This is a genomic window from Flavobacterium sp. W21_SRS_FM6, assembly GCF_052119645.1.
Classification (GTDB): Bacteria; Pseudomonadota; Gammaproteobacteria; order Enterobacterales; family Alteromonadaceae; genus Paraglaciecola.
Genome location: NZ_JBGQOM010000005.1, coordinates 260,667 through 286,858 on the forward strand (window position 1 = coordinate 260,667; position 26,192 = coordinate 286,858).

The window sequence follows — 26,192 nt, forward strand, 5'->3', positions numbered from 1 at the left end:
CTATGGATAGTAAACTTTTTATTTTTATTTCAGCCAGTATAACATCGCTGTACTGGACTAATTTACCCAGTGTTTCTGTCACACTTAGTATGTTCTGTTTAGCAGCATGCGGTTTAGTGTTTAATAAAACTCGAACCTATGCTTTTGCTCTTATCGGCATTTCGTGGATGGCGAGTGTAGGCCATTGGCAATACTCTTTGCAACTCCCTTTGACACAAATCCGACAAGCTGTTTGGGTTGAAGGGCGGGTCTTGTCAATAAATCATCAAGTCGTGAACCCTAGATTTAATTTAAGTATTGACAAAATTGCAGAAAATTCACTTCTAATACCCCGTGTAGTGCGTCTTTCTTGGAACAATGCTCCTTGGCACATACAGCAGGGGCAGCATGTATATTTGTTGGTCAAACTAAAGCCTCCACATGGCTTAGCGAATGAAGCGGGCTTTAATTACCAGCAGTGGTTGTTCAGCGAAAACATAAGTGCAACTGGATATGTCAAAAACGATAGCGGCAATACATTATTGTTGGCCGAAACAAGTTTACGCCAGCGTGCCTTAAATCAACTCATTGCGCTAAACCTGAAACATGAGGCATGGATAGCAGCGTTAACTTTGGGTTATCGGGGACTGCTAGAAACAGATGATTGGAGCTTGGTGCAATCAACCGGTATTGCACACCTCATTGCCATTTCAGGTTTGCATTTAGCCCTTGTTGCAAGCATGAGTTATTTTATTCTGGCGTGGGGACTGGGCTTAATAGTCAGTCGCTTTTATCAACTTCACGGTATTAATCTTCACAAAGTGGCATTGGTCGGTACGGTCCTAACGACTTATGCGTATTCAGCGTTGGCAGGCTTTGGTTTACCTACCTTAAGAGCATGGCTTAGTTTGTTGTTATTAGCGTGTATTTTTTTGGGTAATCTTAATTTGAGCCTTCGTCGAGTAGTTTTGCTCAGTATATCCGGTTTTGTTTTTCTCTTCCCCTTAAGTCTGTTTGGTCTGAGTTTCTGGTTAAGTTTTTCAGCGGTGTTGATTATTCTCTTTATTTTTTGGTGTCGGCCTCATCAATCTCAGGGATTTAATGTAGTTTCTAGTCTCAAGGTGATGATAAAAATTCAGTTGGCACTGAGTGTATTGATGTTACCGATTATCGCGTGGCAGTTTGCTTATATTTCGTGGCTTTCTCCGGTTATTAATTTACTGGCCGTACCTTTAGTAACCTTAGTCCTTGTTCCTTTATGTTTGCTGGCAATTATATTTTTAGCCCTATGGCCACCTTTTGCCCATGTTATTTTCAATTGGGTAGATGCATTGCTTAGCGTAGCGTTGCACTATTTACAGCAAACTCAGTCCTTGAGCTGGGCGGTTTGGTCGTTACCCGCAATACCAATGTCAGTTTGGCTGCTATTTTTAACCGCTATTGTCTGTTTTATGTTGCCCAATATCGGTAAAATTAAAGGGTTTTGTTTGGTGCTATTTCTGCCTATTTTGAGTTACGCTTTCACATCACACAACACCGATTGGCAAATCGACATACTCGATGTAGGGCATGGCTCAGCAGTAGTCATATCGAAACAGGGTAGGGCTGTTATGTATGACGTGGGCGCTGCTTATCCAAGCGGTTTTAACATGGCTGAGAGCGTTATATTACCTTTGTTGAAAGCGCGGGGGATCGCTCAATTAGACAAGGTAATTATTAGCCATTGGGATAATGACCACAGTGGCAGCTTACAAGTGTTAAAGAATAAGATAAGCGTAGCTCACATCCTTACTACCGATACCACTTGTCGCTTGGGTCAGGTTATGCAATGGCAAGGCTTGAGTTTCACTGTTTTGTGGCCAGACAATCCCACCTTACATAATGACAATAATAGTTCTTGTGTTATTCACTTAAGTGATGGGCAGCACAGCATTTTATTAGCCGGGGACATTGATGCAAGTATTGAGAAGCGTTTAGTTGAAAAATGGGGGGACAAGCTTAAAAGCGATATCTTGTTGGCGCCGCATCATGGCAGTAATACCTCTTCATCCGCGCCTTTTATTCATTATGTTTCACCGCAGTACGTGGTTTTTACTCAGGGATTTATGAATCGCTGGTCGTTTCCTCGGCCGGAGGTATTGCGCCGCTACAATGATTCATCGGCCACTTTGTTTAGCAGCTCTGAAGTAGGTCAAGTCAGCTTTATCGTTCCTTATAAACATAAGGAACCCATTGTTGTTCGCACATATCGGCAAGACATTTATCCATTTTGGTATGCTAACTTTCCAAAAGCGCTTACCGAGCCATAGTGCCAATGCACGCGATTCAAATAGTGTTTAATCTTAAAAAGCAATTTTGCTTTTGTATATCTCTTTAAGCTTGAGTAAAAAGTGCCATATTTAAAAGTATCATGCTCACTTGAGATAAAAGATCCCTTTGAAAGTTGGGGATTTTTCTTCAAACAGTTACACTATCGCGGTAATTTATAAATTTTAGAAAGCCCATACTGCATGACTCTTGAAACACCCATTGTCACAAAAGATCCAGAAAGGATCTTTTCTCGATTTAAACAATATTTGAAACCCTATAAATTAGCGTTTTTAGTGGCCATAATCGGCATGATTGGTTATTCGGCCATCGATGTGTACGTTATTTCGCGCCTTAAACCCGTTATTGATGACAGTCTTGGCAATGGCAATTACGAATATTTGCGTATCGCAGCGTATTTGATTGTACCCATTTTTATTCTACGGGGAATTTTCAACTTTCTTGGCACCTATACCGTGGCGTGGATCGGTAGCAATATCGTGAAAACCATGCGCCAAACTTTGTTTTCGCAATACATCCATTTGCCAGTGGAATACCATGACAAAAACAGCACCGGTAGTTTAATTTCAAAAGTGATTTACGACACGGAGCAGGTGTCGAATGCTGCAGGTAAAGCCCTATTAACCCTGGTGCAAGAAGGCGCACTGGTAATTGGTTTGCTCATTTCAATGTTTTATTACTCATGGCAGCTGTCGCTTATTTTTATTTTGATTGGTCCCGTGGTTGCGGTAGTTGTATCAGTCGTGAGCAAACGCTTTAGAGCCGTGAGTAAACGTATTCAACAAACCATGGGTTCACTCACTTCCTCAGTAGAACAAGCCTTGAAAGGGCATAAAGTGGTATTAATGTTTGGCGGACAAAACCTCGAAGACGAGCAGTTTAGTCAACGTAACAATCATAACCGCCAACAGAATATGAAGTTGGTCGTTGCCCGTATTTTAAGCGTGTCGTCTATTCAAGTTATCGCCTCTATTGCGCTCGCGTTTGTGCTGTATGTTGCCAGTTTCCCTCATTTGGTCGAGTCACTAACGCCCGGTATTTTTGTGAATGTGGTGGTGAATATGGTGATGTTGCTCAAGCCTTTGAAACAATTAACCACGGTTAATAGCGAGTTTCAAAGGGGGATGGCGGCTTGCTCGAGTATATTTGAAGTAATGGATCAAGAAGTGGAACGCGACCGAGGCACTCACAAGGTAGAGCGTTCTCAAGGTAGTATTGAATTTAAAGACGTGACCTTTGCCTATTCAGGCAAAACAATTCCGGCACTAAAACAGGTTTCTTTTGCGGTAAAGCCAGGTCAAACCTGTGCGTTAGTGGGACGCTCTGGCAGTGGAAAGTCCACCATAGCCAGTTTACTTACCCGTTTTTATAATCACCAGCAAGGAGAGATTTATTTAGACGGTATTAAACTAGCAGATATCCCGCTAAAAGATTTACGCCGTCAATTTGCCTTGGTGTCTCAGCACGTGGTGTTATTCAATGACACCATCGCCAACAATATTGCTTATGGCGCAACAGGGCCAGTGGATCGCGACAAAATTTTGGCCGCCGCCAAAACCGCTCACGTTATGGAGTTTTTAACTCAGCTACCCGATGGTTTAGAAACGGTCGTGGGGGAGAACGGTTTTATGCTATCTGGTGGTCAACGTCAGCGTATCGCGATCGCTCGAGCGTTGTTTATCGATGCGCCCGTATTGATTCTTGATGAAGCAACTTCAGCGCTTGATACTGAATCAGAACGATTAATTCAAGATGCGTTGTACAAACTACAACAAAATCGCACCAGCATCGTTGTGGCACATAGACTATCAACCATTGAAAATGCCGATCAGATTTTAGTCATCGAGAGTGGTGAAATTCTTGAGCAGGGCAATCATCTAGATTTATTAGCCCAACAAGGCATGTATGCACAATTACACAAGATGCAATTTGGTGACGAGTAACACCAGTGATGTTTAGTCTAACGCAATTTTGGTATGCACCGCGCTGGTATCATTGGCCAATTATTGTCTTATTGTTACCCTTGACCCTGCTCTTTGCCATACTCGCCAAATTAAGACGTTTGGCATTTCGGCTTGGCCTAAAAGTGTCCTCACGTGCTGAAGTACCCGTGATTATTGTGGGTAACATCAGTGTAGGTGGCAATGGTAAAACACCGATGGTGGTGTTTTTGGCGCAATTTTTGAGCGAACAAGGTTATCAGCCTGGGGTTCTTACCCGTGGTTATGGCGGTAAAAGTTCACAGTATCCCAAGGCCGTTACTGAGCACAGCATCGTGACACAAGTGGGAGACGAGCCCATGCTAATGCGCCAGCATATTAGTTGTCCTTTGGTCGTGGATCCCGTTCGCACTCGCGGTGCTCAATTCTTAGTTAAAGAATGTAAGTGTGATGTCATTATTTGTGATGACGGCTTGCAGCATTATGCGCTGAAACGAGATATTGAAATTGTCGTAATAGACGGTAAACGTCGCTTAGGTAATGGTTTATTATTACCTGCAGGGCCACTGCGCGAGGGAGCATGGCGCTTACAACAGGCAGACTTCGTCGTTATCAATGGTAAAACGCAAGCACCAAGTGAATACGCTATGAGCCTAGAAGCAGGGGACCTAATTAACGTAAAAGATCCTCGTCTCAGTCGTAAAGTAGCTAGCTTAGTCGGGCCCGTCACTGCATTGGCTGGCATTGGTCATCCTCAACGTTTCTTTGACCTGTTGGCAAGCTATCCCCTAGAAATACATAAGACCATAAGTTTTGTTGATCACCATCAATTTAGCGCGGATGATTTACCCAACGATGTGCTTATTATGACAGAAAAAGATGCGGTAAAATGTCGTGATTTTGCCCACCAAGATTGTTGGTATTTACCGGTAAAAGCACAATTATCTGCGGCTTTTTCCAGTGAGATATTGGCAAAATTACGTACAATTAAAGCTTCAAATTAACCCTAAATTAAAAAGAGAATATCATGGCTTTTGACAAAAAATTATTGGATGTATTAGCGTGTCCAGCTTGTAAAGGTAGTTTGGTCTACCAAGCCAACAATGCACAGCTTATCTGTAAATTTGATCGATTAATTTACCCTATTGTTGATAACATTCCGGTATTACTTGAGTCAGAGGCCAAGTCTGTCAGCAGTGAAGAACTTGAACAGTTATTGAAGTAGCACACATTTCTCAACCAAAAAAACTTTAAATTGAAAGTAGGACAAGCATGAACTTTAGCGTGATCATTCCAGCTCGATACGCATCTACCCGTTTTCCAGGTAAACCTCTGGTAGACATTAATGGCAAGCCTATGGTGCAACATGTCTACGAACGCGCTATTGAATCGGGTGCCAGTCGAGTGATTGTTGCTACCGATGATCTACGCATAGCTAAAGTTGTTAGTGATTTTGGCGGCCGGTATTGTATGACAGCTGCCCATCATGAATCGGGCACTGAGCGTCTGGCTGAAGTAATTGAAATGGAAGGCATGTTGTCGCATGAGGTTGTGGTTAACGTGCAAGGGGATGAGCCTTTTATTCCAGCGGTGAATATTCAGCAAGTCGCTGAAAACCTGCATCAACACCAACAAGCGGAAATGGCCACCTTGGCGGTTAAAATCACCGATGTTGAAGAAGCATTTAATCCCAATGTGGTGAAGGTGATCACCGATAAGCAGGGGTTCGCTTTATATTTTAGTCGTGCCACTATTCCTTATGACCGTTCCCGCTTTTTAGATGAGGACCTGATTGACGAAATCGGCGATTATTATCTGCGTCATATAGGCATCTATGCTTATCGGGCAGGGTTTATAAAACAATACGTCAGCATGTCTCCCTCTGGCTTAGAACAAATTGAATCCCTCGAACAGTTGCGAGTGCTATGGCACGGTGAGAAAATTCATGTGGATATTGCCCGCCAAACACCGCCCACTGGGATCGACACCCCAGAAGATTTAGTTCGCCTGTTGGCGTTACAAAAGGGCTAGTTTAAACGATGTCGGTTGAATCTATCAGTGAAGCCGACGCACGCAAGTTGGTCTTAATTAGTCAAGGTTTACATCGATCTAATCCCTTTGGTACGAGTCTTAAGGCTACGCTCGATGTCATTGCGCGACTCAGTTACGTGCAAATTGATACTATTTCAGTGGTCGAGCGTGCTCATCATCATTGTGTATGGAATCGACAAAATAATTACCATAAAACCCACCTAGACACATTAATGCAGCAAAAACAGGTTTTCGAATACTGGTCTCATGCTGCAGCTTATTTACCCATGTCTGACTATCGGTTTTCTTTGCCACGTAAACACGCTATTGCTTCAGGTGAAAAACACTGGCATGTAAAAGATAAAAAACTGAGCAAGATCATTTTGCAGCGGATTGAGCAAGACGGTCCACTTCAAGCAAAAGACTTTGAACGAGAGGACACAGCAAAAAACACCGGTTGGTGGGATTGGAAACCAGCAAAAAAAGCCTTAGAGCAGCTTTTTATGGAAGGCGAGTTGATGGTTTTAAAACGTCAAGGTTTTCAAAAGTTTTATGAGCTCACAGAACGAGTCGTGCCAACTGGTATTGATACCTCAATACCCACTGAAACCGAATTTTACGACTATTTGATCATGCGTTTTCTTGCGGCTCAAGGTTTAGGTTCCGCCGAAGATATAGCCTATTTACGCAAAGGCTTAAAAGCTAAAATTAGTCGACGGTGTGAGCAATTGCTAGAAGACAAGCAGTTACTTAAATTGGCCTGCCTAGGACAACAGTATTATGCCTTACCTCAAAGTCTACACCTGTTAAAACAGCGAATGGGGCGCAAACAAGTTCGGTTTTTATCTCCCTTTGACAATCTGTTGATCCAACGCAAACGCCTGAAACAACTGTTTGATTTTGATTATCAAATTGAATGTTATGTACCCGAACCCAAGCGTCAATATGGCTATTTTAGTTTGCCAATTTTGTGGGGAAGTGTATTTGTTGGACGCATGGACGCAAAAATTAATCGGGCATCAGGGGTCTTGTTCATACGCCATCTTCAGCTTGAAACCAAGGATATAGCAGGATTACTAACAGACCTGTTACCGTCGCTGCAGACTTTTTTGAGATTTAATCAAGGTACTAAAATATGCCTTGAAAAAATCTCAGTACCTGAACAGGTACAAAGCCCACTTGAAAATTTTCTGCGTCAACAAATCGAATCAATTCAAATTAGCTAAAATTCAAGAGCAACGCTTAAGCAAAGCGTTGCTCTAAATAACGAATTATCTCGCCACTGTCATACAACCACGTGTCTTGGTCATTTTCATTTATACGCAAACAAGGCACCTGTATTTTACCGCCTTGTTGGGCTAATTCTTCACGAAAGGGACTGCCTTTTTTAGCGCTGCGTTTTTCCATTGGTAAGTTAAGGCGATGCAAAGCGCGGCGAGTTTTTATACAAAAAGGACAGGCAAAAAATTGATATAACGCCATGTTTTTTAGCTGATTTTCTACTTGTTGTTGAACTTCTGGGCTACGTTTGAGTTTAGGGGGGCGAGTAATGATATCGATTAAAGCAATGATGGAGCCAAGGAGATTACGTACTACATTAATTAAAAATGACATGAAAGGACTACACGTTAGAAAATATGGCCGTCATTATAAAAGTAATGCCCACACAAAGTAAGTGCGGTTAAGCCCTATTAATTGAATAATTGCCCAAAGCCTCAAGATGAGGGAGAGACTGCCTGGGTTTTATAAAGGACGATATACAACATTGGGCCAATTGAGCCTAATAATAAGGTAAGTAATATCCATGGCCAAGGATTACGCTTAGCCAATTTTGCATCCTTAATTAACCAAATTAGCACGAGGACTAGAGCGATAATTAAATCTGCTAATACTTGCCAACCAGCTGAGTCGTTTAACAGTGGCGCTATAATTCCCCAATATCCCACTTCAAAAACGGCGTAAAAAGACAAGAGGACAAAAGGGATCAGGACTAACAATGCGATGCGTGATGGGGTGTTCATACCGGTTTCCTTAACTATGTTGATGTTACACACTGAGCTTATCTCTACGAAATAATTAATCAATTACCTCATAGGTTATTGAATTGATAACCCGCATTGCAGATACTTTGCCGCCCTTTACACTTAGGAGCGTTAAAATGCAGCAAAGCTTTATGCAATTATGCCGAGCGTGGCGCTTAAAGCGGAATCTATCACAACTCGATTTGGCACTTGCAGCCGATATTTCACAACGACATTTAAGTTACTTAGAGACCGGTCGGAGTCAACCCAGTCGAAACATGATAGAGCGTTTATCTGCGGTACTTGAGATACCTTTGCGGGCTCGAAATGACTTACTCAGTTCTGCCGGGTTTACCGGCCAGTATCAAGAGAGCCAATTGTGTGAACCTTATATGAAGCCAGTATTTAACGCACTGACACTTATGTTGAGTCACCATGACCCATTACCCGCAGTCGTGTTGGATCGACATTGGAATGTAGTTTTGCAAAATAGGGGGGCCGACTATTTATTTTCTTTAGTCTTTAGTGAACTCGATTATACAAATGAATTTCATTTAGATGGGAAATTTAATTTGGCCATATACTGCCTGCATGATAAAGGATTGCGAACTTATACCCAAAATTGGGCAGAAGTGAGCGCACATCTAGTACGGCGTATTAACGCAAGTATAAGTCAATATACTCAAGTAGAATTTAAACTAAAAATTAGTCAATTGATTGAGCGAATGCCTGTAAATATGAGCCATCCGTTAGCGCAAATTGACTTATTACCTGTATTGCCATTGCAATTAAGCTTGGGCGATATAGAACTACGATTATTTTCGCTTATTTCCACATTTGGTAGTGCCCAGGACATCACTGCCGATGAGTTAAAAATTGAGTCGTTTTATCCCAGTGATGAGAAATCCACTGCATTTTTTAAGCAGCTGAATAAAGGCCAGCAGAATAATAAAAACTAATCTACATAACTGCCGCCCTTTGTTAGCAGTGCTTTACTCTTATAATCTCGAAACTCGCTCTTTACACTGTGCGCGTGGCGAGAGCTGGGGGGATATTTGCGGCTTTTTGTGCTGGACCCCAAACAGCGATTTGTCCAACGAGCCACAGCACTAACATGCCAACAGGGATGTAGTACCAATCAAGCATTTGTAGGCTAAATACATCAACCAACACCATGTTTAAACCTACTGTGAGTAAAGCACCGACGATGACGCCCACACTGGTAATAATAAAGTTCTCAACCATAAAATAGCGAACAATAGCGCCACGTGAAGCCCCTAATGCACGGCGAGTACCAATTTGTTTTTTACGCTGATTTACACTAAAACTGGCTAAACCAACAATGCCCAGGGCAGTGACGATGGTGAGTATTATCATCACCGTAGTGAGTATTTTGATCATGGCAGTATGGCCACGGTAACTACGTTCACGGGTTTCTTGCAAACTGCGCATGCCTTTGATAATGCGTGATTTATTACTGCTGGCCAGCAACTCTTCTATTTGCGCCATAAGGGGGTCCCGTTGGCCTGGCTCGGTACGGATAAAATATCGCGCTGAACTATTATTTAAATATTCTGGAGACAGCATGACATTTTCTACCTTATTCCAGTCTGTCCAAGGGGCTTGTAATTGATCAATTACACCGGTGATGATCATTGGTTCAACGTCTTCAATAAACACGGTTTTACCTACAACTTGCGAGGGCGTTTGGTCAGGAAACAGCATGGCAGCTAAGGCTTTAGTGATAATCACTTTAGCAGGCCAACCCGCTTGCGATTCTTCTCGCCATTGCACATCACTGGCCTTAAAATTTTCGCCAGCAATCAGCGCGACATCTAGTGTATTTAGACCTTGTTCGTCCACCATATACACTGCTGTACCCGTGCCGTCATACTCAGCTCCCGCTTGCGTTTGTAAACCCATAGACCATCCACTACCACTAATAGGTACAGCATTAATTTGTATGGCATTGATTACGCCTGGTAAACGGCGCAACAGGTTTAAGTCTTCTTCAATGGTCACTTTGGCATTAAATTGACTGCCGAAACCTAAACTTGATAAATAAAAGCTATTGTTTTCATCGACGCCGCTAGGACGATCCATTTCTTTGCTGCGCTCAATGATAATAAACACAGAGTTGACGATAATCGTCATCGTTACCGCAATTTGAATGGCGATTAATAAGGCGCCCACTTTGTTTCGCAGCAGGGCCCTAAAAATGGGTCCTATCTCCCAATTCGTCGCCGTTTTTTTATGCTTAGTAGTCGTCATGGCGCTTCCTTATTGGCTTTTTAGTTGACTGGCGGGTGCAATATTACAAGCCCGCCAAGTTGGATATAGACCAGCTAATACGCTGGAGAAAATGGCCAAACTCAAAGCCAAAATCATCATGCTAGCGTCGAGGCTGGCGAGATTATCGACAAAATCGCCATACAAACTTTTCACGCCTTGCAGACCCAGAGCTGCCAATCCCAGGCCTACAACGCCCCCTAGTAAGCCAATACAGCCAGCTTCGATAATATGCTGCTTAAATAATTCAGATTTAGAGGCGCCAACCGCCCTGCGTAAGCCAATTTCAGCTGCTTTTCCGCTAAACTTAGCCAGTAGTAAACCGACAGTATTGAGTAAACAGACCAGTAAAAACATTAACGATAACCACATCATCAGTTTGGCATCTTGATCGACGACTTTTTGTGTTTCCATCCAGGTCATGACGTCAGATAGTCGATTGTTGAGTGGGCGAGGGAATCGACCTAAACTTTTTTGTTCTGCCACATAGTTATCTAAAAAAGCCAAATACTGTGTCTGTTCTGCCTGACTGGGTAATTCAACCCACATTTGAAAATTAATACATTCAGAGCGCAAAAACGCTTTAAACCCTTCACCCTCTGGGGTTTTCCAACAATTCACATTGCCCCAATTAGGTAACTCTAATTCTTCTTTCAAATAAAAGGGCATATACACCTCTTCAGGTGTATCAAAGGCACCATTACCGATATCGTAAAACTTAGGCACGGGTTGCCAATCATCCATTACGCCCAACACTCGAAAGGTGTTACCGGCCATCACAAAATTTCTACCTACCGAGTTTTCGCCACCAAATACTTTGTCGTTCGTGTTTTTACTCAGCACCACCACTAGATCCCGTTTGGTATCGGTTTGCTGATCCCAGCCACTCCCATAGATAAAAGGCACGTCAAACATGCTAAAAAAATCAGCGAACGTAAGTCTAATAGACGCTTCAAAAGGCTTTGCGTCTTGATCTTGAGGCTCGATAATACCGCCTGATTTGGCCATGGCCGCTTGTCGAAACGCTTTGTTAGCTGCCATTAAATTAGTGGCTTCTGTCCAGGTTAATTGATTGGGGGGAGGCGAAACATCATCACTATTGTCAGAGTACGCATCATTAGGATCCCAACTGTCTACTTGCACATAAAACAACTGCTTACTTTTTTGCGGTATTGGATCTGCTGACATTAAATAGTTAACGGTAATCGTGGTAATACTGGCGCCAATCCCAAGTGCGATGGCCATGACCATTAGGGCACTAAGAATGGGATTACGTTTGATACTTTTGAATGCCAACTTAAGGTAATAACTAAACATGATTTGCCCCTATGCCACACTGCAGGTTGCGGTGGATGCCGCGGGCATAGTTACTTCACTCACCATCCCATCCCGCACGAAAATATTGCGTTTGGCTTGCTGAGCAAGGCTGGGATCGTGGGTCACCATGATAATCGTTGTACCATTACGATTAATCTCTTTGAGTAAATCCATAACACTGGTGGCCATTTGGCTGTCAAGATTACCGGTTGGTTCATCGGCGAGTAAAAAGCGCGGTTCACCGGCAAGGGCACGGGCAATAGCAACACGCTGCTGTTGCCCGCCCGATAGTTGTGATGGCAAGTGCTTCATGCGCTGTGCAAGCCCCACCATGTCGAGACTTTGTTCAATGCGTTTTTTACGTTCAGCACTATTAAAACCGCGATAGCGCAGTGGCACGTCAACATTATCGAACAGGTTTAGATCAGGAATTAAATTAAAGCTTTGAAAGATAAAACCGATTTTTTCATTACGCAAACGACTGCGTTGTTTATCATTCAGATGGCTGACGTCTTGACCATCTAGCTCAAACTTGCCACCATCAAAGGTTTCTAATAAACCCGCAATGTTTAAAAAGGTGGTTTTGCCAGAGCCAGAGGGACCGGTAACGGCGACAAAGTCGCCTTCTTTGACATGTAAATTGAAGTCTTTTAAGGCATGCGTTTCCACTAGGGCTGTACGAAACACCTTTTTTACATCGATCATGTTTAGCATCTTTGGCTTCCTTTTTATTCTGTTTTTATTGTGTAATTAGCACGGTTTGTGCGCCATTAAATTGTTCGGTACCCGAAATAATGATGGTGTCACCTTTCGCTAAACCGCTGATAAGTTCAACGCTTGATAGGCTTCTGGCACCAGTGGCAATCGCTGTTTTTTCAGCCACTCCATCACGCACCACGTAGGCAATTCGGCCATTGCCACTTTCTAAAAACTGCCCACGTTGAACCATCAACACATTGCTTTTGTTTTCCATCAAAATACGGGTAGTTAAACGTTGGTTTTGCCTCAAACCTTGGGGTTGGCTCACGCTGCCATCTGCGTTGATGTCAGCAAAGCGAACACGTCCGGTCACTTGATTGTTTTCAATTTCTGGCGAGATCGTAACGAGTTTTGCGTAATGGGTTTCGCCATTGAGGCTGACTTCAGCGGCCATACCAATGGCTAAATCGTCAGCATAACTTTCAGGAATATCCACCTCTAGCTCAAATTCAGTGAGGTCGACTACGCTTAAAATAGATTGGTTTTTAGTGACTTGATTTTTTTGCTGAACCGCTAAATTACCTACGATGCCATTGACCGGAGAACGCATATACAGCTCATCCACTTTGCGTTTTAATTCATCCACCAATAACGTTTGACGCTCAACTAATAACTGACGAGTGCGGATTTCAAATTGCAAACTTTCAATATTTAGTTCGGCATCTTTGACTGCGTGTTGATAAACCAGTTGGGCGTTTTCTAGCTCGTCCTGGGCTTTTTCGAAGTCAATTTCGCTGATAGATTTTGATGAAAAGGCTTTGTCGGCTCGGCGTTTTTCTCTATCTGCGGCGGTTAAGGCGACCTTGGCTAAATCCACTGCCTTTTGGTAAATCAATGCTTCTTTGCTTGACTGAATACGTTCACGGTCAAGCTCCATTTGTAAGCGCTGTAAACCTGATTCTTCTTGTTTTAGTTCGTTGCTGAGTTCAGGGCTGTCGATGATCGCCAGTACCTGATTTTTTGTGACAGAATCACCGGCATCAACTTCAAAGGTAATCGTACCTTGTGCTGGGCTATATAAACGTGGACTCACCGCAGCCACTACTCGACCTTGCACTGATAAGTCACGCACAAAGTCACCTTGGGTGACGGTTGCAAAACGCAAACGATTGACCGAGGCGCTAATATCTGATTGCGACCAATTGCTTAGCCAAGGACTAAAGCTCAGTAAGAGAATAATCACTACGACGCTTACTAAGGCAATAATCCATAATAAAGGCTTTGTAGACTTGGGCTCTACAAGGGTATCTTGGGCGCTGGTATCAGCAATTTTCATTATTTTTCCTGGATGCGATGATTAAACAAGCAATGCGTAAGTCGAGGGCTGACGCAAAAAGGTTTAAAAACTCTACCAGATTTTTTTGTTAGGGTAGGTTTTTAAACCAAAAAAAGTCTTAAATGCACACAGATTTTGAGATTTTTTTGGTATGTCTTCATCGCCATAAATAAAAATGATGCTTGTCTATAATTGGCTTGTTCGTTAACGTCTTGTTTACATACCCTTAGTTCGTATTCTTATGTCCAGCAGCCAGCAAAAACATTTTTCTACCTGTACCTTATGTGAAGCAATGTGTGGTATCGAAGTTACTACTGAAGAACGGCAAATAGTGTCTATAGTCGGAGATAAAAAAAATCCATTTAGTGAAGGTCATGTGTGTCCCAAAGCGATGGCACTCAAAGATTTGTATGATGATCCTGAGCGCATCAAACTGCCTCTCGAAAAAACGGCGACGGGTTGGCAAACCATTAGCTGGGACGAGGCCTTTGACAAGGTGGCAAAAAAGCTGGTTGACATACAGCAACAATGTGGTGATAACGCGATTGGTCTTTACTTAGGCAATCCTAATGCGCATAACATGGGTTCAATTCTCTTCGGTCCGTACTTTTATCGTGCACTAAAAACACACAATCGCTATTCGGCGACTTCAGTTGACCAATTACCTCATCATATCGTTAGCCGTCAGTTGTTTGGTCATCAATCGCAAATTCCGATCCCCGATATTGACCACACGCAATATTTTCTGATCATTGGCGGCAACCCATTGGCATCAAATGGCAGTATCATGACCGTTCCTCATGTTAAACGCCGTTTAAAAGCCATACAAGCCAGAGAGGGTAAAGTGGTAGTTATTGACCCTAAAAAGTCTGAAACCGCAGACATCAGCAGCGAACATTACTTTATTAAACCCGGCACCGACGTGTTGCTGTTACTGGCTATGCTCAACACGGTTTTTGCTGAAGGCTTAGCTAAGCCAGGCAAGTTAAGTGAAATGGCAAGCGAACTGATGAACGTAGAAGCTTTTGTGAAAGATTATCCTAGCGCACGAGTCGCCCCTTTGATTGGAATGAGCGAACAGCAAATTACCCATATTGTGACTGAGTTTTGTGCTGCAAGCTCAGCGGTATGTTATGGGCGAATGGGCGCCAGTGTGCAAGCTTTTGGCACATTAACCCAATATCTCATCATGTTGTTTAATATGTTAAGCGGCAATTTAGATAAACCCGGTGGCATGATGTTTACCCAACCTGCGGCGGATACCTTACCCCATTCAGGCAGGGGCAGTATTGCCCAGTATCATTCGAGGGTGCGAAAATTACCTGCCTTTGCAGGCGAATATCCGGTCTCTACCTTGGCAGAAGAAATCACCACTGAAGGAGTAGGGCAAATTCGGGCAATGGTCATTGGGGCGGGTAATCCTGTGCTGACGACTCCTAACGGTCAGCAATTAGATGATGCCTTTGCTGGCTTGGATTTTATGGTGGCGGTTGATTTTTACCTGACTGAAACCTCGCGCCATGCTGATATCATTTTACCCCCCGTCACCGCCCTAGAGCGGGATCATTATGACGTGGTGTTTCATAATTTTGCGGTGCGTAATTCGACCAAATACTCGCCCGCTGTCTTTAGCCCTGAAAAAGACAGCCTGACAGATTGGCAGATTTACTTGTCGTTGGCACAACGAATCGATGCTTTACGTGGTTTACCCACCGATAAGTATCAAGATTTATGGGCGAAAGAGCCAAAAGGTGTGGTGAATGACTTACTCAAGACCAGTGAATATAGGCATGAAGGCCAGCGCTTAAGTATCGATTTATTACTACAAAATCCGCACGGAATTGATTTAGGCCCGCTCAGAAGTAACTTACCCGATGCGATTTTTCACTCGGATAAAAAGATTGACCTACGTTTTGATTATTTCATGGCTGATTTACCCCGTGTGGATCAGCAGTTTTTCAGCGAAAAAGCCAAGACAAAATACAATTTACTGCTGATTGGCCGCCGCCATCTAAAAACCAATAATTCGTGGTTACATAACAGTCCGCGCATGGTTAAAGGCACGAATAAAGGACTATCTCGTTGTACGGCTCAGTTGCATCCAGAAGATGCCCAGTACCACCAATTGAGCGAAGGGCAGATGATCACTGTCCGATCACGGGTAGGTGAGATTAGCTTGCCAGTTGAAATAACCGATAAAATTATGCCGGGTGTCATTTCTATTCCCCATGGTTGGGGTCACAATAAAGCGGGTTCTAAGTGGTCGGTAGCGCAAGAGCATGCAGGAGTGAATGTGAATGAGCTCACCGATGAGATGGTGTTAGATGAGTTATCAGGTAATGCGGTATTAAACGGCGTACCGGTATGCATAAGCGCCGCTTAGAAGGGCGTATAGACTTGTTAGATAATTTAGGAAGTACTGCGTGGGGCATCTATTTACTACTGTCATTTTAGGCCCTTTGTTACTTATACAAGGGCGCATCGTTCGGCGCAATACCCCTAGATTGGCCGAACCAGAAGGGGTACGCCAAGGTATGGAAGGGTCTGGGCCGCCTCTACGTTTGCTCATAATCGGAGATTCTGCAGCAGCAGGTGTGGGCGTTACTCATCAAAAAGATGCCTTATGTGGTCAGTTAGTGGCCTTACTTGCTCAACATTTTACTTTGAGTTGGGCGCTGCACGCCAAAACAGGGGCAACAACTGCGGATACCATCGAGCATGTTAACACTATGGGTAGTCAAACGTTTGATGTGGTATTAACCTCATTAGGGGTCAATGATGTGACATCAGGAAGTCAACGTTCAAAGTGGTTAGCTCAACAAAATGCGCTTTTTACCTTTTGCCAGCATACGTTCTCAAGTCAATTGTTAGTGATAACTGCTTTACCGCCTATGCATGCTTTACCTGCCTTACCTCAGCCACTAAGAGGATACTTAGGTAGAAGAGCAGCACAGTTTAATGCTCAGCTTAAGCAATTAACGCTAGGGGACAAGGGGAAACACTTTTTAGCCTTGAAAATGACTAACAAAAAAGACGCCATGGCTGCTGATGGTTTCCATCCAGGAGCAGATAGTTATCACCAGTGGGCAAGTCAAGCTGCTGCGGTTATCACCAAACATTTTTTGCCCAGCTAAGTTTTCAACCACGCTTTGAGGGCGGTTTTTTAGCCTTGTTATGGCTTAGAACAATAAATTTCGTATTTTGATTTTCTAAATGACTGAAAGCACGGTAAATTCACCTCACTAAGACTTTAATTACCATTACCTGTTTGTCATGATAAAAATTGCTACATTGGGGCCAGCTGGAACGTATTCAGATACAGCGACGCAGCGTTATGTCCGTAAACAATCTCAAGTGTGTGAAATTCATTATTTTGAATCAATAAAACTTGCGCTCAATGCAGTGGGGCATGGCTGCGATATTGGGGTATTGCCGGTAGAAAATTTTTCTGAGGGTTTTATCTCATTGGTGCTGGATCATTTACTTGATTCAGAGTTATCTGTGGTTAATGAAATCCGCCTGCCTATTCAATTTTCACTGGTAAGCCGAGCCGCCCAGTTGCACGCCATTAAGCAACTCTATGTCCAGTTTGTGGCAAAAGGTCAATGTTCTGAATTTCTTGGCAGCCTAGGCCAAGTAGACATTGAAACCACCGAAAGTAATATGGAGTCTTTGCAATTTGCGGTTTTAGGTGGTGCTGATACCGCGGCCATAGTACCAAGCAGTGCTGTTAAAGAAGGGGATTTCCCCTTGGTGATCGCTGATGTGAATGACTATAAAAATAATGAAACGCGTTTTTTGGTGTTCACAAAAAATTCAGCAGTAGCACAAAAAATTGAAGATACCGAGTATAAAACCAGCATTATTGTGATGGATGAAAATGACCGTCCTGGTTTTCTAGGTGAAGTCCTGCTGTCTTTTTCTAATCGTAAGATCAACTTAACGTCTATTATGTCGCGTCCTACCAAACAAACCTTTGGTAAGTATCACTTTTTCATTGATTTTGATGGCCATGTGCAAGACGCCAATATCGCTCAAGCGCTGGCTGAAATAGCCGTTAATTGTAAGGTAAAATTGCTCGGCTCTTACCCTAAAATAGGCGACGCTGAAGCGCGCGCAAATGCAGCATGATCACGCGTCAATGTGGGTAATACTGGCGTTAACATCCTGCTTCATTCAAGCTAATTTGAAGGTTTAAAATCGCTCAAATCGTTTGATTAGCGTATGCGAGTGCGGTTATTGGTGTCGCGGCTGGCAACGATTAAATCGTTATTAAATGCTAGCTGCGGTGATTTTGTCATACGATCGTAAAGGACCACGTTAACCGTCGCAGCTAAATTCATACAACCAATTGTCGGCACGTACACCACATGATCACACTCATCTAGGATACTCTGTTCGATAGTGCCATCTTCAGGTCCAAACACATAAAGGGCATTTACAGGATGACTAAAATGGGGCAAAGGGATGGCGCCTTCCACTAATTCTACCGCTACCGTTTGCAGGCTCAGAGTTTTTGCCACTGCGATAATGTTCGTTACGTGAGTTGGGCTTATATCGAGATAACGTTTTTTGGTATCTGTCACATATTGGCTCGCGCGGTCGTAGCGAGTGCCTGTGTAATGAATACTGCTGACTTGGTAGCATCCCGACGCCCGCAAAATACTCCCCATATTCTCTGGACTTTTTGGATTAACTAGGCCGATGTGCGCTGAGGTTTTGATTGAGTTAGACAATGATTTGCCTTATTTCGGTTAATTCATCTTGGCTAAAATCGAGGTTCGATAAAGCGGCCGCGCAATCTTCGATTTGCCCGACTTTACTAGCACCAATCAGACAGCTTGTTACTGCGGGATTGCTCAGTACCCAAGCAATTGCCATTTGCGCTAAAGATTGCTCTCGGCGCGAAGCGATGACATTTAATTTTTGCACTTTAGCTACTTTTTCTTTCGTGATGTGGTCAGCGTTAAGGTAAATTTGCTCACTGCGTGCGGCCCGTGAATCTTGTGGGATCCCGCTTAAATATTTATCAGTCAGAAAACCTTGAGCTAAAGGAGAAAAAGCCACCGAGCCGACGCCTTTATCAAGCAACACCTCACATAAGCCATCTTCAATCCAGCGGTCAAACATATTGTAACGAGGCTGGTGCACCAACAAGGGCGTACCTAATTCTTTTAATATTGCGACGGCTCGTTTTGTTTGCTCTGCAGAATAGTTTGAAATACCCACATATAACGCGCGACCCGATCGTACAATATAATCTAAGGCTTGCATGGTTTCTTCTAGCGGTGTTTCTGGATCAAAACAGTGAGAGTAAAACACATCGAAATAATCAAGCCCTGTGCGCTGTAAACTTTGGTCACAACTGGCTACTAAATATTTGCGTGAGCCACCCACACCAAAAGGGCCTCCCCACATGTCGTAACCTGCTTTACTTGAAATTAGCAGCTCGTCTCGGTAGGGCTTCAAACTTTTGGCCATAACGTGGCCAAAGGTGCTCTCTGCTGAACCATAGGGAGGGCCATAATTGTTGGCTAAATCAAAATGATTGATGCCTAAGTCAAATGCACGATGCAACATGGTTTTGGCGTTTTGTGCGGAATCAACTGCACCGAAATTTTGCCACAGCCCAAGCGCCAATGCGGGAAGTTTCACACCACTTTTACCACAACGCCGGTAAGGCATGGTGGTGTAACGCGTATTATCAGCAACGTAAAGCGGATTGGGGTCGTGTTTAATCATGGTTTTGCCTAATGTAACTAAGTGGCGCTAGCCTAAACCAAAGTGCATCCTTGCACAATTTCATTGACCTGGTTTACGCTAGATTTTGACCCAACGACTCACCAATAGCTTACTGTTTTCAATCATGTGTGTGGTTTTTACTCTGAGCTTTAAAAGTAGTAAGTAGGCTAGGGGCACTAACACTAAACTGGTTAAAGTTGAAAACAATAAACCACCAATGATCGCTATGGCCATCGGCGAATAAGGCGGGCCGTCACCGCCTATACGAGTAGAGCCCATCGCCAAGGGAACCAAGCCTAACACAGTGGTGGCAACGGTCATTAAGATAGGTTTTACTCGGGTTAAGCAGGCTTCAATAATGGCTTGCTGCACTGCATAACCTAGGTTAATTAATTGGTTTATTCGGTCCACCAGCACAATGCCGTTGTTTACCACGATACCCATCAAAATAAGCATACCAATCATACTCATGATCGACATGGGCAAACCAGCAAAAAATAGCGCCCAAAATACGCCAGTCATTGAAAACAATAAGGAAGTAATGACCGCAGTAGGGAGTAACAAAGATTCAAACAGGGCTGCCATCACGATATAAATCATACACACCGCTAATAACATATTGGTTTGCATCGCGCTTTCGTTTTGGTTTTGGCGTCTAAATCCGCCATCGAAGGTCCAGCTATAACCCGTAGGCAACTGCATGTATTGCATCACCGCTTCAATTTTTTGCTGTGCCTGCTCCATGGTTAAACCGTCTTCGAGGTTAGCACCAATGGTGATGGATGTTTGGCGGTAACTTCGATTAATTTGAGCTAAGCGCGGTTTAATGCTCAAGCTTGCCACCATATCAAGATTCACGTTTTGATCGCCTTCTCGTTTAATAGTGAGATTTTTTAACGCATCAATAGAGCCTTGTAAATTTTCGTCAAACATTAAACGAATTGCGACTTCTCCGGTTTCACTGTTGCGAAAGGTGCGTAAGTTAGTGCCGCGTAAAGCAGTGGCAACCACATTGGCAATTTCTTCGCTACTCAAACCAAAGCGATATGCTTTTTGTCTGTCTACTTTAATTTGCAGTTCTTCTTTTTGACTAGCGTTATCGGTTTTGACTTCGGCTAAACCTTCAATATTGGCGATGGCAGGTAAAATTTGTTTGGCTATTTGGTTCAGTGTTTCAGCAGAGTCACCGAGTAAAGTCAGTTGTATACCCCCTCCGTTGCCCTGATCCCATTGGAAAGACGGTTTTGCACGGGCAAACTTGGGCATGCTTTCAGTGATCAATTTTTTCACTTCAAACTGCTTTACGGGTAAGTCATCAACCAAGGTTATACCGGAAACCGCAAAGCCAGCAGTGTAATAACTGTAAACTTGCTTGATGTGAAATTTTTCTTGGTTGGCATATAAATAGTTTTCCATTTTAGCCACGGTTTTCTCAACTTCTTCAAGGCTATAGCTACTTTGGATGTCGTAATTCATCCACACACGATTTTGGTCATTATCAGCATCTGCGTCATTGGTCACAGTGCCCATCGGAATAGCGGTACTGAGTAAGATAGCTATCGCGATGACACAGGTTAAACCTTGATGGGCGAGGGCCCAGCGCAGCACTTTCTCATAGCCTTGACTGAGTTTACTTGGGGCGTTGGCGTGACCATTGTTTAGGGGGCGCTTGTTCGATTTTATTTTGCTACTGAGTAAGGGGATCAAGGTCTGTGAAATAAGTAAAGAAGCAAATAACGAGATACAGATTGCAATGGCTACATGCTCAAGAAATACCGTCACATTGACCTTGGCTCCCACAATATTGGGCAAAAACACGATCGCGGTGGTTATGGTTCCCGCAATAACGGCAAGGCTGACCTTGGCTACGCCCGTTTTAGTTGCTTCAATGGGATCATCATTGTGTTGTCGTTCTTGATTAATACTTTCAGTCACTACCACGGCATTATCAACCAACATACCTACGGCTAGCATCAGGCCCATCATAGATAGTATATTGATGGAGTAGCCCATAAAATACATACAACCCAGGGTGATACAAATAGAGAACGGCACCGATAACACCACCAACAAGGTATTGGTAAGATTTCGTAAAAAGGCATATAAGACCACCAACGATAAGAGTGAACCCAATAGCCCTGCATTGAGCAAATCGGCTAAGGACGAGGTCACACTTTCTGCTTCGTTTTCCATAATATACAGGTGGATGCCATTGAAAGCGGGGTTCGCGTTGGCATCTTCTATAACGGCCATAACACGCTTTGCCACCTCAACCATGTTACTGTTTGATTCACGGTAAATATTAAAGCCCACCGCATAACTTTGATCTAAGTGCCTGCCTTCAGTGCGTTTGGGTGTTTCAAACTTTATCTCAGCGATATCCGCTAAACGCACATAAGGCTTGACAATGATATCGCGAATTTCATCCAAGCTCGTCATTTCACCCAGTGGATTAACCGTAATTTTTTGTTGAATATCCGCATCAATAAAATGCCCAGCGCTCATTGAAAAGTTAACCTTACGCAAGCTTTCTCGTAGGTCATTGGTATTGACTTGCAAGGCGGCCATTTGCTCCGTATTTAAGCGGATAGCGATTTGCTTTTTATTGACGCCATACAACTCTACTTTTGATACACCGGGTACCCGTTCAATGGGCATCTTTAAATTACGGTCAAGTAAATCATAGGCATTTGATAGGTCCCGTTCACTTGACACTCGTAAGGAAAAAATCGGCATATCGCTGGTATTAAATTGGTACACCAATATACGCTCAACGTCTTGGGGTAAGTCGTTGCGAATGGCGTCGATTTTCTCGCGGGCTTCAACGCCTTTGGCTTTGAGGTTTTCGTCCCAGGCAAACTCAAGTTGGATCTCTGCGCCATCCTCAGTAGAGCGAGAACGCAAGCGTTTAATGCCCGACATGGTGGCTAAGGACTCTTCTACGGGGCGGGTGATCATCTTTTCGATTTCTGCAGGTGTCGCGTCCTGATAGGGTATTTGTACCGCTATCTCAGGAATATCAATGCTGGGAAACTTTTCTAAGGGCAGCAGCTGACTTGATAACAAGCCAAAGGCCAACATAGAGAAGAAAAACATGCAAACCGTAACTGGCCGGCGAATAGCAAAAGCAGCGAGGGCTGCCCCTGCGCTTTCAAACTTATCCATGTACATTCTCCAAAGAGGTATTGGCTTGTATCTCATTTATAGCAAACTGTTTACGGTCAAATAAGCTATAAATCACCGGTATAAAGAACAACGTAAGAAGAGTGGCAAAAGACAAACCAAAAATAACAGTTATGGCCATCGGAGCGCGTATTTCTGCCCCTTCACCTAAACCAATCGCCATAGGTAATAAACCTAAAGAGGTGGTTAGCGTGGTCATTAATATGGGGCGTAACCGGCTTTGAGCTGAGGCCATAATGGCATTTGTTTTGTTGGCGCCTTCGCTGCGCATTTGATTGATACGGTCAATCAGTACGATGGCGTTGTTTACCACAATACCCGCCAACATAATCAAACCGATAAATACCACAACGCTGACATTGGTTGATGTGAGAAACAAACCGTAAATAGAGCCCGCACAAGCCAGTGGTACGGTGAACAAAATCAACAAGGGGTGTAGCAATGATTCAAATTGTGACGCCATCACCAAGTAAACCAAAAATATCGCAAGGGCTAAGGCAAATTTTAGTGAGGTAAAGCTATTTTCCATTTCTTCACTTTGGCCTGTCACCCTAGACTGCATATTAATTGGTAAATTAAGCGCTGTTAGCTGTTGTTTAGCGGCAATAACCGCATCGTTTAAATCACCATAACCTAAGTTCATGGTCAGCAATGCCACCCGTTGTTGCCCTACACGGGTAATTTCACTGGGGCCCACCGACATGGTGATTTGAGCAACCGCGTTAAGTGGAATCGCTTGCTCTGCTCCTGGGTTTACAATCAGCCTACCAATGTCTGCGACTGAGTCACGCTGGCCCTGCTCGGTGCGAACCAATACATCGACTTTGCGATCCATAATGTTGTATTTAGTGGCTACTTCACCACCGATTTGCACAGCAATTAACTTGGCCACATCTGCAGCGTTTAAGCCTAATTGGCCTAATGCAGCATGATCAAACTTAATTTTTAATTCTGGATTGCCGCTTTGCAAGGTCGATTTTACGTCAGTAAAACGTGAATCGGCGTTAAGCGCAGTTTGAAGTTTTTGGCTATAAAACATTAATTCATCTAGGTTGTAACCACTGATCTCGACCTCGAGCGGCGTCGCCATCGTAAACAGAGCTGGGCTACCAAACTTACTTTGAATACCCGCTTGCTGCGACAAGAAACCGCGCATGCTATTGACCACCGCTTCGCTGGTGTGTTGGTCGGTGTAAGGCGTTAATACTACGTTTAATTTACCCCAGTATTCGCCGCCTTGACTGGCTGATGCGTTCATTAAACTGCCGCTGCCAGCAAGCGCATAAGTGCGCGCTACACCTTCTAGACTTGCGGTAAATTTAGCGAGTTCGTTGAGAACCGCGTCAGTTGATTCAAGTTGAGAGCCACTAGGAAGGGTAAGCTCGACATAAAACTCGCCTTGGGCCATATCGGGTATCAGTTCCATACCCAGTTTTGGAACAAGTAGCACAGATGCCCCGGCAATAACCACGACAGCAGCCAATACCGCAGACCGTGCTGCTAAAGCAAATTGTAAGCCCCTAATATATACCGTTTCTAAAGCCTTAAAAACGCGCTCGAATAGCCATAAAATAGGTTTAAAAATAAAAGCTAAGCCTTTACTCATTAGCCTAAATAGCGTGATTAGTACACTTGTTACGGCAAGAGGCACATAGTAAAAAACAAGCCGTAATATAAAACGCAGTGGCCATACTAAGTAATACACCCCTAGGCCAAGTTTGCTCGTAGGTTTAGCTTTGGGCGAAGCTTGTCCCAGATCCAATGGCTGCGCCGTGCTGCCATTATCAGAATTTTTTTCACGGGCGGCAAGCATAGGAATAAGGGTTAAGGCCACCAGTAAGGAGGCCGCTAAGGCAAAGGTAACGGTTAGGGCTTGATCAGCAAATAACTGACCAGCGATACCTTCAACAAACACCAATGGAAAAAATACCGCCATAGTGGTTAAGGTAGAGGCAACAATGGCCATTGATACTTCTTTTGTTCCCAGTGCCGCCGCAAGTTTAAAGTCTTTATTATTGGCTTTATGGCGGTCGATGTTTTCAAGTACTACGATGCTGTTATCCACCAACAAACCAATGGCCAGTGCGATACCACCTAAACTCATGATGTTTAAGCTGATATCATTAGCGTACATCAGGTTAAATGTCGCGATGATCGACACCGGTATAGAAATAGAAATGATCAGTGTCGGCCAAATATTTTTCAAGAATAAATACAAGACAAACATAGCCAGCACACCCCCAATCAGGCCAGCTGACTTTACCTCAGCGATGGCGCTGGCAATAAAGCGGCTTTGGTCATAGACCTGTTGTAATTGGTAGTGAGCGGGGATTTCTTGTTGCAATTGTTCAATTCTAAAACGGATGTTTCTCGCTACTTCTACCGTATTAGCATCGCCTTCTTTATAAATAGCGATTTCAACACCCTCAAAACCGCTAAAACGATTCATTGAAGTACGCTCTTTAAAACCGTCGACCACCTCTGCAATATCACCTAAACGAATGTTTCGGCCTTCACGATGAGCAATAAAGACATCGCGTATTTCATCCAAGCTTTCAAATTGATTTAAGCTACGGACTAAAAATTCTTGTGCGCCATCTTCTACTCTGCCACCTGAAGTATTGACGTTTTCTTCTTTTAAACGTTTGATTATTTCATTCACACTGATGTTTAACTGGCTGGTGAGCGCTTGATTAACTAATACTTGAATTTCGTTTTCTAAGCCGCCACCGACTTTGACCGAAGCCACACCCGCTACCGATTCAAGCTGACGTTTAATCTGTTCTTCAGCAAATAAACGTAAGGCTTTAATGCCTTGTTCATCTAAAACCGATGCTTGCGCTGGGCTATCAGTTACTGTTTTATCATCAGTCAGAATTGGGGTAATGCCAACAAAACCGAAACGCATAATAGGATCGAGGCTGGGGTTAAATCGTAACAATACGGGCTTTTTAACATCTAAGGGGAGTTGCAAAGTATCGAGTTTTTCCCGTACCTCAAGGCTGGCCATATCCATATCTGTACCCCATTCAAATTCGAGCAATACATCAGATTGCCCCGCTTTTGAGGTTGACGTGACCGTGCGCACACCCTTAACCACACCGATACTTTCTTCAATGGGTTTAGATACCAATTGCTCTATTTCAGCTGGTGCTGCGCCCACATAGTCGGTGCGAATGGTCAGGGTAGGGTAAGACAGTTCGGGTAATAAATTGAGTGCTAAACGTGATAGTGACACCATGCCAAACAAAATGATGGCAAAAGTAAACATCCACACGGTAACAGGGCGTTTAACCGCAATATCAACAATGTTCATGAGTGTGGACC

The 26,192-nt window shown here is 43.6% G+C and carries 20 protein-coding genes; 10 read left to right on the forward strand and 10 right to left on the reverse strand.

Annotated features, from left to right (window positions below; all coding sequences use genetic code 11):
• The first annotated feature begins 2 nt into the window (after positions 1-2).
• The 6 genes from ACEN2L_RS10855 to ACEN2L_RS10880 all read left to right on the forward strand — a co-directional run bounded on the left by ACEN2L_RS10855 (position 3) and on the right by ACEN2L_RS10880 (position 7,504).
• Positions 3-2,288 (forward strand): DNA internalization-related competence protein ComEC/Rec2, encoded by a 2,286-nt coding sequence (locus tag ACEN2L_RS10855; RefSeq protein WP_441743638.1) that lies wholly within the window; start codon positions 3-5, stop codon positions 2,286-2,288.
• A 201-nt stretch (positions 2,289-2,489) separates the two neighbouring features.
• Positions 2,490-4,250: a lipid A export permease/ATP-binding protein MsbA gene (msbA, locus tag ACEN2L_RS10860; protein ID WP_441743640.1), complete on the forward strand. Its 1,761-nt coding sequence runs from the start codon at positions 2,490-2,492 to the stop codon at positions 4,248-4,250.
• Positions 4,251-4,258: 8 nt separating this feature from the next.
• A complete protein-coding gene (gene lpxK / locus ACEN2L_RS10865; protein WP_441743776.1) occupies positions 4,259-5,251 on the forward strand; it encodes a tetraacyldisaccharide 4'-kinase in 993 nt (330 codons plus the stop codon).
• Between the two features lie 23 nt (positions 5,252-5,274).
• A complete protein-coding gene (locus ACEN2L_RS10870; protein WP_306024191.1) occupies positions 5,275-5,472 on the forward strand; it encodes a Trm112 family protein in 198 nt (65 codons plus the stop codon).
• A 47-nt stretch (positions 5,473-5,519) separates the two neighbouring features.
• The gene (gene kdsB / locus ACEN2L_RS10875) at positions 5,520-6,278 is read left to right on the forward strand and encodes a 3-deoxy-manno-octulosonate cytidylyltransferase (protein WP_441743642.1); all 759 of its coding nucleotides are present in this window, start codon (positions 5,520-5,522) and stop codon (positions 6,276-6,278) included.
• Between the two features lie 8 nt (positions 6,279-6,286).
• Entirely contained in the window at positions 6,287-7,504 is a 1,218-nt protein-coding gene (locus tag ACEN2L_RS10880; protein WP_441743643.1) for a winged helix-turn-helix domain-containing protein, read from the forward strand.
• Between the two features lie 16 nt (positions 7,505-7,520).
• Here ACEN2L_RS10880 and ACEN2L_RS10885 read toward each other — a convergent pair whose 3' ends face one another.
• Together ACEN2L_RS10885 and ACEN2L_RS10890 are read right to left on the reverse strand one after the other, a co-directional pair.
• Entirely contained in the window at positions 7,521-7,892 is a 372-nt protein-coding gene (locus ACEN2L_RS10885) for a glutathione S-transferase N-terminal domain-containing protein (RefSeq protein WP_441743645.1), read from the reverse strand.
• A 101-nt stretch (positions 7,893-7,993) separates the two neighbouring features.
• Positions 7,994-8,299: a hypothetical protein gene (locus ACEN2L_RS10890; RefSeq protein ID WP_441743647.1), complete on the reverse strand. Its 306-nt coding sequence runs from the start codon at positions 8,297-8,299 to the stop codon at positions 7,994-7,996.
• Between the two features lie 137 nt (positions 8,300-8,436).
• On the opposite strand from ACEN2L_RS10890, the gene ACEN2L_RS10895 reads away from it, so the two are divergent.
• Positions 8,437-9,258 carry a helix-turn-helix domain-containing protein gene (locus ACEN2L_RS10895; protein WP_441743649.1) on the forward strand — a complete coding sequence of 274 codons (822 nt, stop codon included), beginning with the start codon at positions 8,437-8,439 and terminating at the stop codon, positions 9,256-9,258.
• Positions 9,259-9,319: 61 nt separating this feature from the next.
• Here ACEN2L_RS10895 and ACEN2L_RS10900 read toward each other — a convergent pair whose 3' ends face one another.
• The 4 genes from ACEN2L_RS10900 to ACEN2L_RS10915 are packed head-to-tail and all read right to left on the reverse strand — an operon-like array spanning position 9,320 to position 13,940.
• Positions 9,320-10,570 (reverse strand): ABC transporter permease, encoded by a 1,251-nt coding sequence (locus ACEN2L_RS10900; RefSeq protein WP_441743651.1) that lies wholly within the window; start codon positions 10,568-10,570, stop codon positions 9,320-9,322.
• Positions 10,571-10,579: 9 nt separating this feature from the next.
• The gene (locus ACEN2L_RS10905; RefSeq protein ID WP_441743652.1) at positions 10,580-11,905 is read right to left on the reverse strand and encodes an ABC transporter permease; all 1,326 of its coding nucleotides are present in this window, start codon (positions 11,903-11,905) and stop codon (positions 10,580-10,582) included.
• Between the two features lie 9 nt (positions 11,906-11,914).
• Positions 11,915-12,619 (reverse strand): ABC transporter ATP-binding protein, encoded by a 705-nt coding sequence (locus ACEN2L_RS10910; protein ID WP_441743654.1) that lies wholly within the window; start codon positions 12,617-12,619, stop codon positions 11,915-11,917.
• A gap of 25 nt (positions 12,620-12,644) precedes the next feature.
• Positions 12,645-13,940 (reverse strand): efflux RND transporter periplasmic adaptor subunit, encoded by a 1,296-nt coding sequence (locus ACEN2L_RS10915; protein WP_441743656.1) that lies wholly within the window; start codon positions 13,938-13,940, stop codon positions 12,645-12,647.
• A gap of 241 nt (positions 13,941-14,181) precedes the next feature.
• Between ACEN2L_RS10915 and ACEN2L_RS10920 the strand changes: the two genes are divergently transcribed.
• The 3 genes from ACEN2L_RS10920 (at position 14,182) to pheA (ending at position 18,071) form a co-directional block, all read left to right on the forward strand.
• A complete protein-coding gene (locus tag ACEN2L_RS10920) occupies positions 14,182-16,323 on the forward strand; it encodes a molybdopterin oxidoreductase family protein (protein ID WP_441743658.1) in 2,142 nt (713 codons plus the stop codon).
• 40 nt (positions 16,324-16,363) lie between these two features.
• Entirely contained in the window at positions 16,364-17,074 is a 711-nt protein-coding gene (locus ACEN2L_RS10925) for an SGNH/GDSL hydrolase family protein (protein WP_441743660.1), read from the forward strand.
• A gap of 139 nt (positions 17,075-17,213) precedes the next feature.
• Complete coding sequence (gene pheA, locus ACEN2L_RS10930; protein WP_441743662.1) at positions 17,214-18,071, forward strand: prephenate dehydratase; 858 nt, start codon at positions 17,214-17,216, stop codon at positions 18,069-18,071.
• A gap of 86 nt (positions 18,072-18,157) precedes the next feature.
• Here the strand turns inward: pheA and ACEN2L_RS10935 are convergent, their stop codons facing one another.
• The 4 genes from ACEN2L_RS10935 to ACEN2L_RS10950 all read right to left on the reverse strand — a co-directional run bounded on the left by ACEN2L_RS10935 (position 18,158) and on the right by ACEN2L_RS10950 (position 26,181).
• The gene (locus ACEN2L_RS10935; protein WP_441743664.1) at positions 18,158-18,676 is read right to left on the reverse strand and encodes an RNA methyltransferase; all 519 of its coding nucleotides are present in this window, start codon (positions 18,674-18,676) and stop codon (positions 18,158-18,160) included.
• Positions 18,669-19,682: an aldo/keto reductase gene (locus ACEN2L_RS10940; protein ID WP_306023282.1), complete on the reverse strand. Its 1,014-nt coding sequence runs from the start codon at positions 19,680-19,682 to the stop codon at positions 18,669-18,671. Before ACEN2L_RS10940 ends, ACEN2L_RS10935 begins: the two co-directional genes overlap by 8 nt.
• A 78-nt stretch (positions 19,683-19,760) precedes the next feature.
• Positions 19,761-22,847, reverse strand: coding sequence for an efflux RND transporter permease subunit (locus ACEN2L_RS10945; RefSeq protein ID WP_441743666.1), 3,087 nt, complete (start codon positions 22,845-22,847; stop codon positions 19,761-19,763).
• Positions 22,840-26,181, reverse strand: a complete 3,342-nt coding sequence (locus ACEN2L_RS10950) for an efflux RND transporter permease subunit (protein WP_441743668.1) — start codon at positions 26,179-26,181, stop codon at positions 22,840-22,842. Before ACEN2L_RS10950 ends, ACEN2L_RS10945 begins: the two co-directional genes overlap by 8 nt.
• Between the last annotated feature and the right edge of the window lie 11 nt (positions 26,182-26,192).

Excerpts from the sequence above, each read along its gene's own strand:
- pheA (WP_441743662.1), top strand. The coding sequence starts at position 17,214 with ATGATAAAAATTGCTACATTGGGGCCAGCTGGAACGTATTCAGATACA.
- ACEN2L_RS10895 (WP_441743649.1), top strand. The coding sequence starts at position 8,437 with ATGCAGCAAAGCTTTATGCAATTATGCCGAGCGTGGCGCTTAAAGCGG.
- ACEN2L_RS10890 (WP_441743647.1), bottom strand. The coding sequence starts at position 8,299 with ATGAACACCCCATCACGCATCGCATTGTTAGTCCTGATCCCTTTTGTC.
- ACEN2L_RS10940 (WP_306023282.1), bottom strand. The coding sequence starts at position 19,682 with ATGATTAAACACGACCCCAATCCGCTTTACGTTGCTGATAATACGCGT.
- msbA (WP_441743640.1), top strand. The coding sequence starts at position 2,490 with ATGACTCTTGAAACACCCATTGTCACAAAAGATCCAGAAAGGATCTTT.
- ACEN2L_RS10855 (WP_441743638.1), top strand. The coding sequence starts at position 3 with ATGGATAGTAAACTTTTTATTTTTATTTCAGCCAGTATAACATCGCTG.
- ACEN2L_RS10905 (WP_441743652.1), bottom strand. The coding sequence starts at position 11,905 with ATGTTTAGTTATTACCTTAAGTTGGCATTCAAAAGTATCAAACGTAAT.
- ACEN2L_RS10910 (WP_441743654.1), bottom strand. The coding sequence starts at position 12,619 with ATGCTAAACATGATCGATGTAAAAAAGGTGTTTCGTACAGCCCTAGTG.
- ACEN2L_RS10870 (WP_306024191.1), top strand. The coding sequence starts at position 5,275 with ATGGCTTTTGACAAAAAATTATTGGATGTATTAGCGTGTCCAGCTTGT.
- ACEN2L_RS10915 (WP_441743656.1), bottom strand. The coding sequence starts at position 13,940 with ATGAAAATTGCTGATACCAGCGCCCAAGATACCCTTGTAGAGCCCAAG.
- lpxK (WP_441743776.1), top strand. The coding sequence starts at position 4,259 with ATGTTTAGTCTAACGCAATTTTGGTATGCACCGCGCTGGTATCATTGG.
- kdsB (WP_441743642.1), top strand. The coding sequence starts at position 5,520 with ATGAACTTTAGCGTGATCATTCCAGCTCGATACGCATCTACCCGTTTT.
- ACEN2L_RS10920 (WP_441743658.1), top strand. The coding sequence starts at position 14,182 with ATGTCCAGCAGCCAGCAAAAACATTTTTCTACCTGTACCTTATGTGAA.
- ACEN2L_RS10885 (WP_441743645.1), bottom strand. The coding sequence starts at position 7,892 with ATGTCATTTTTAATTAATGTAGTACGTAATCTCCTTGGCTCCATCATT.
- ACEN2L_RS10950 (WP_441743668.1), bottom strand. The coding sequence starts at position 26,181 with ATGAACATTGTTGATATTGCGGTTAAACGCCCTGTTACCGTGTGGATG.
- ACEN2L_RS10900 (WP_441743651.1), bottom strand. The coding sequence starts at position 10,570 with ATGACGACTACTAAGCATAAAAAAACGGCGACGAATTGGGAGATAGGA.
- ACEN2L_RS10945 (WP_441743666.1), bottom strand. The coding sequence starts at position 22,847 with ATGGATAAGTTTGAAAGCGCAGGGGCAGCCCTCGCTGCTTTTGCTATT.
- ACEN2L_RS10880 (WP_441743643.1), top strand. The coding sequence starts at position 6,287 with ATGTCGGTTGAATCTATCAGTGAAGCCGACGCACGCAAGTTGGTCTTA.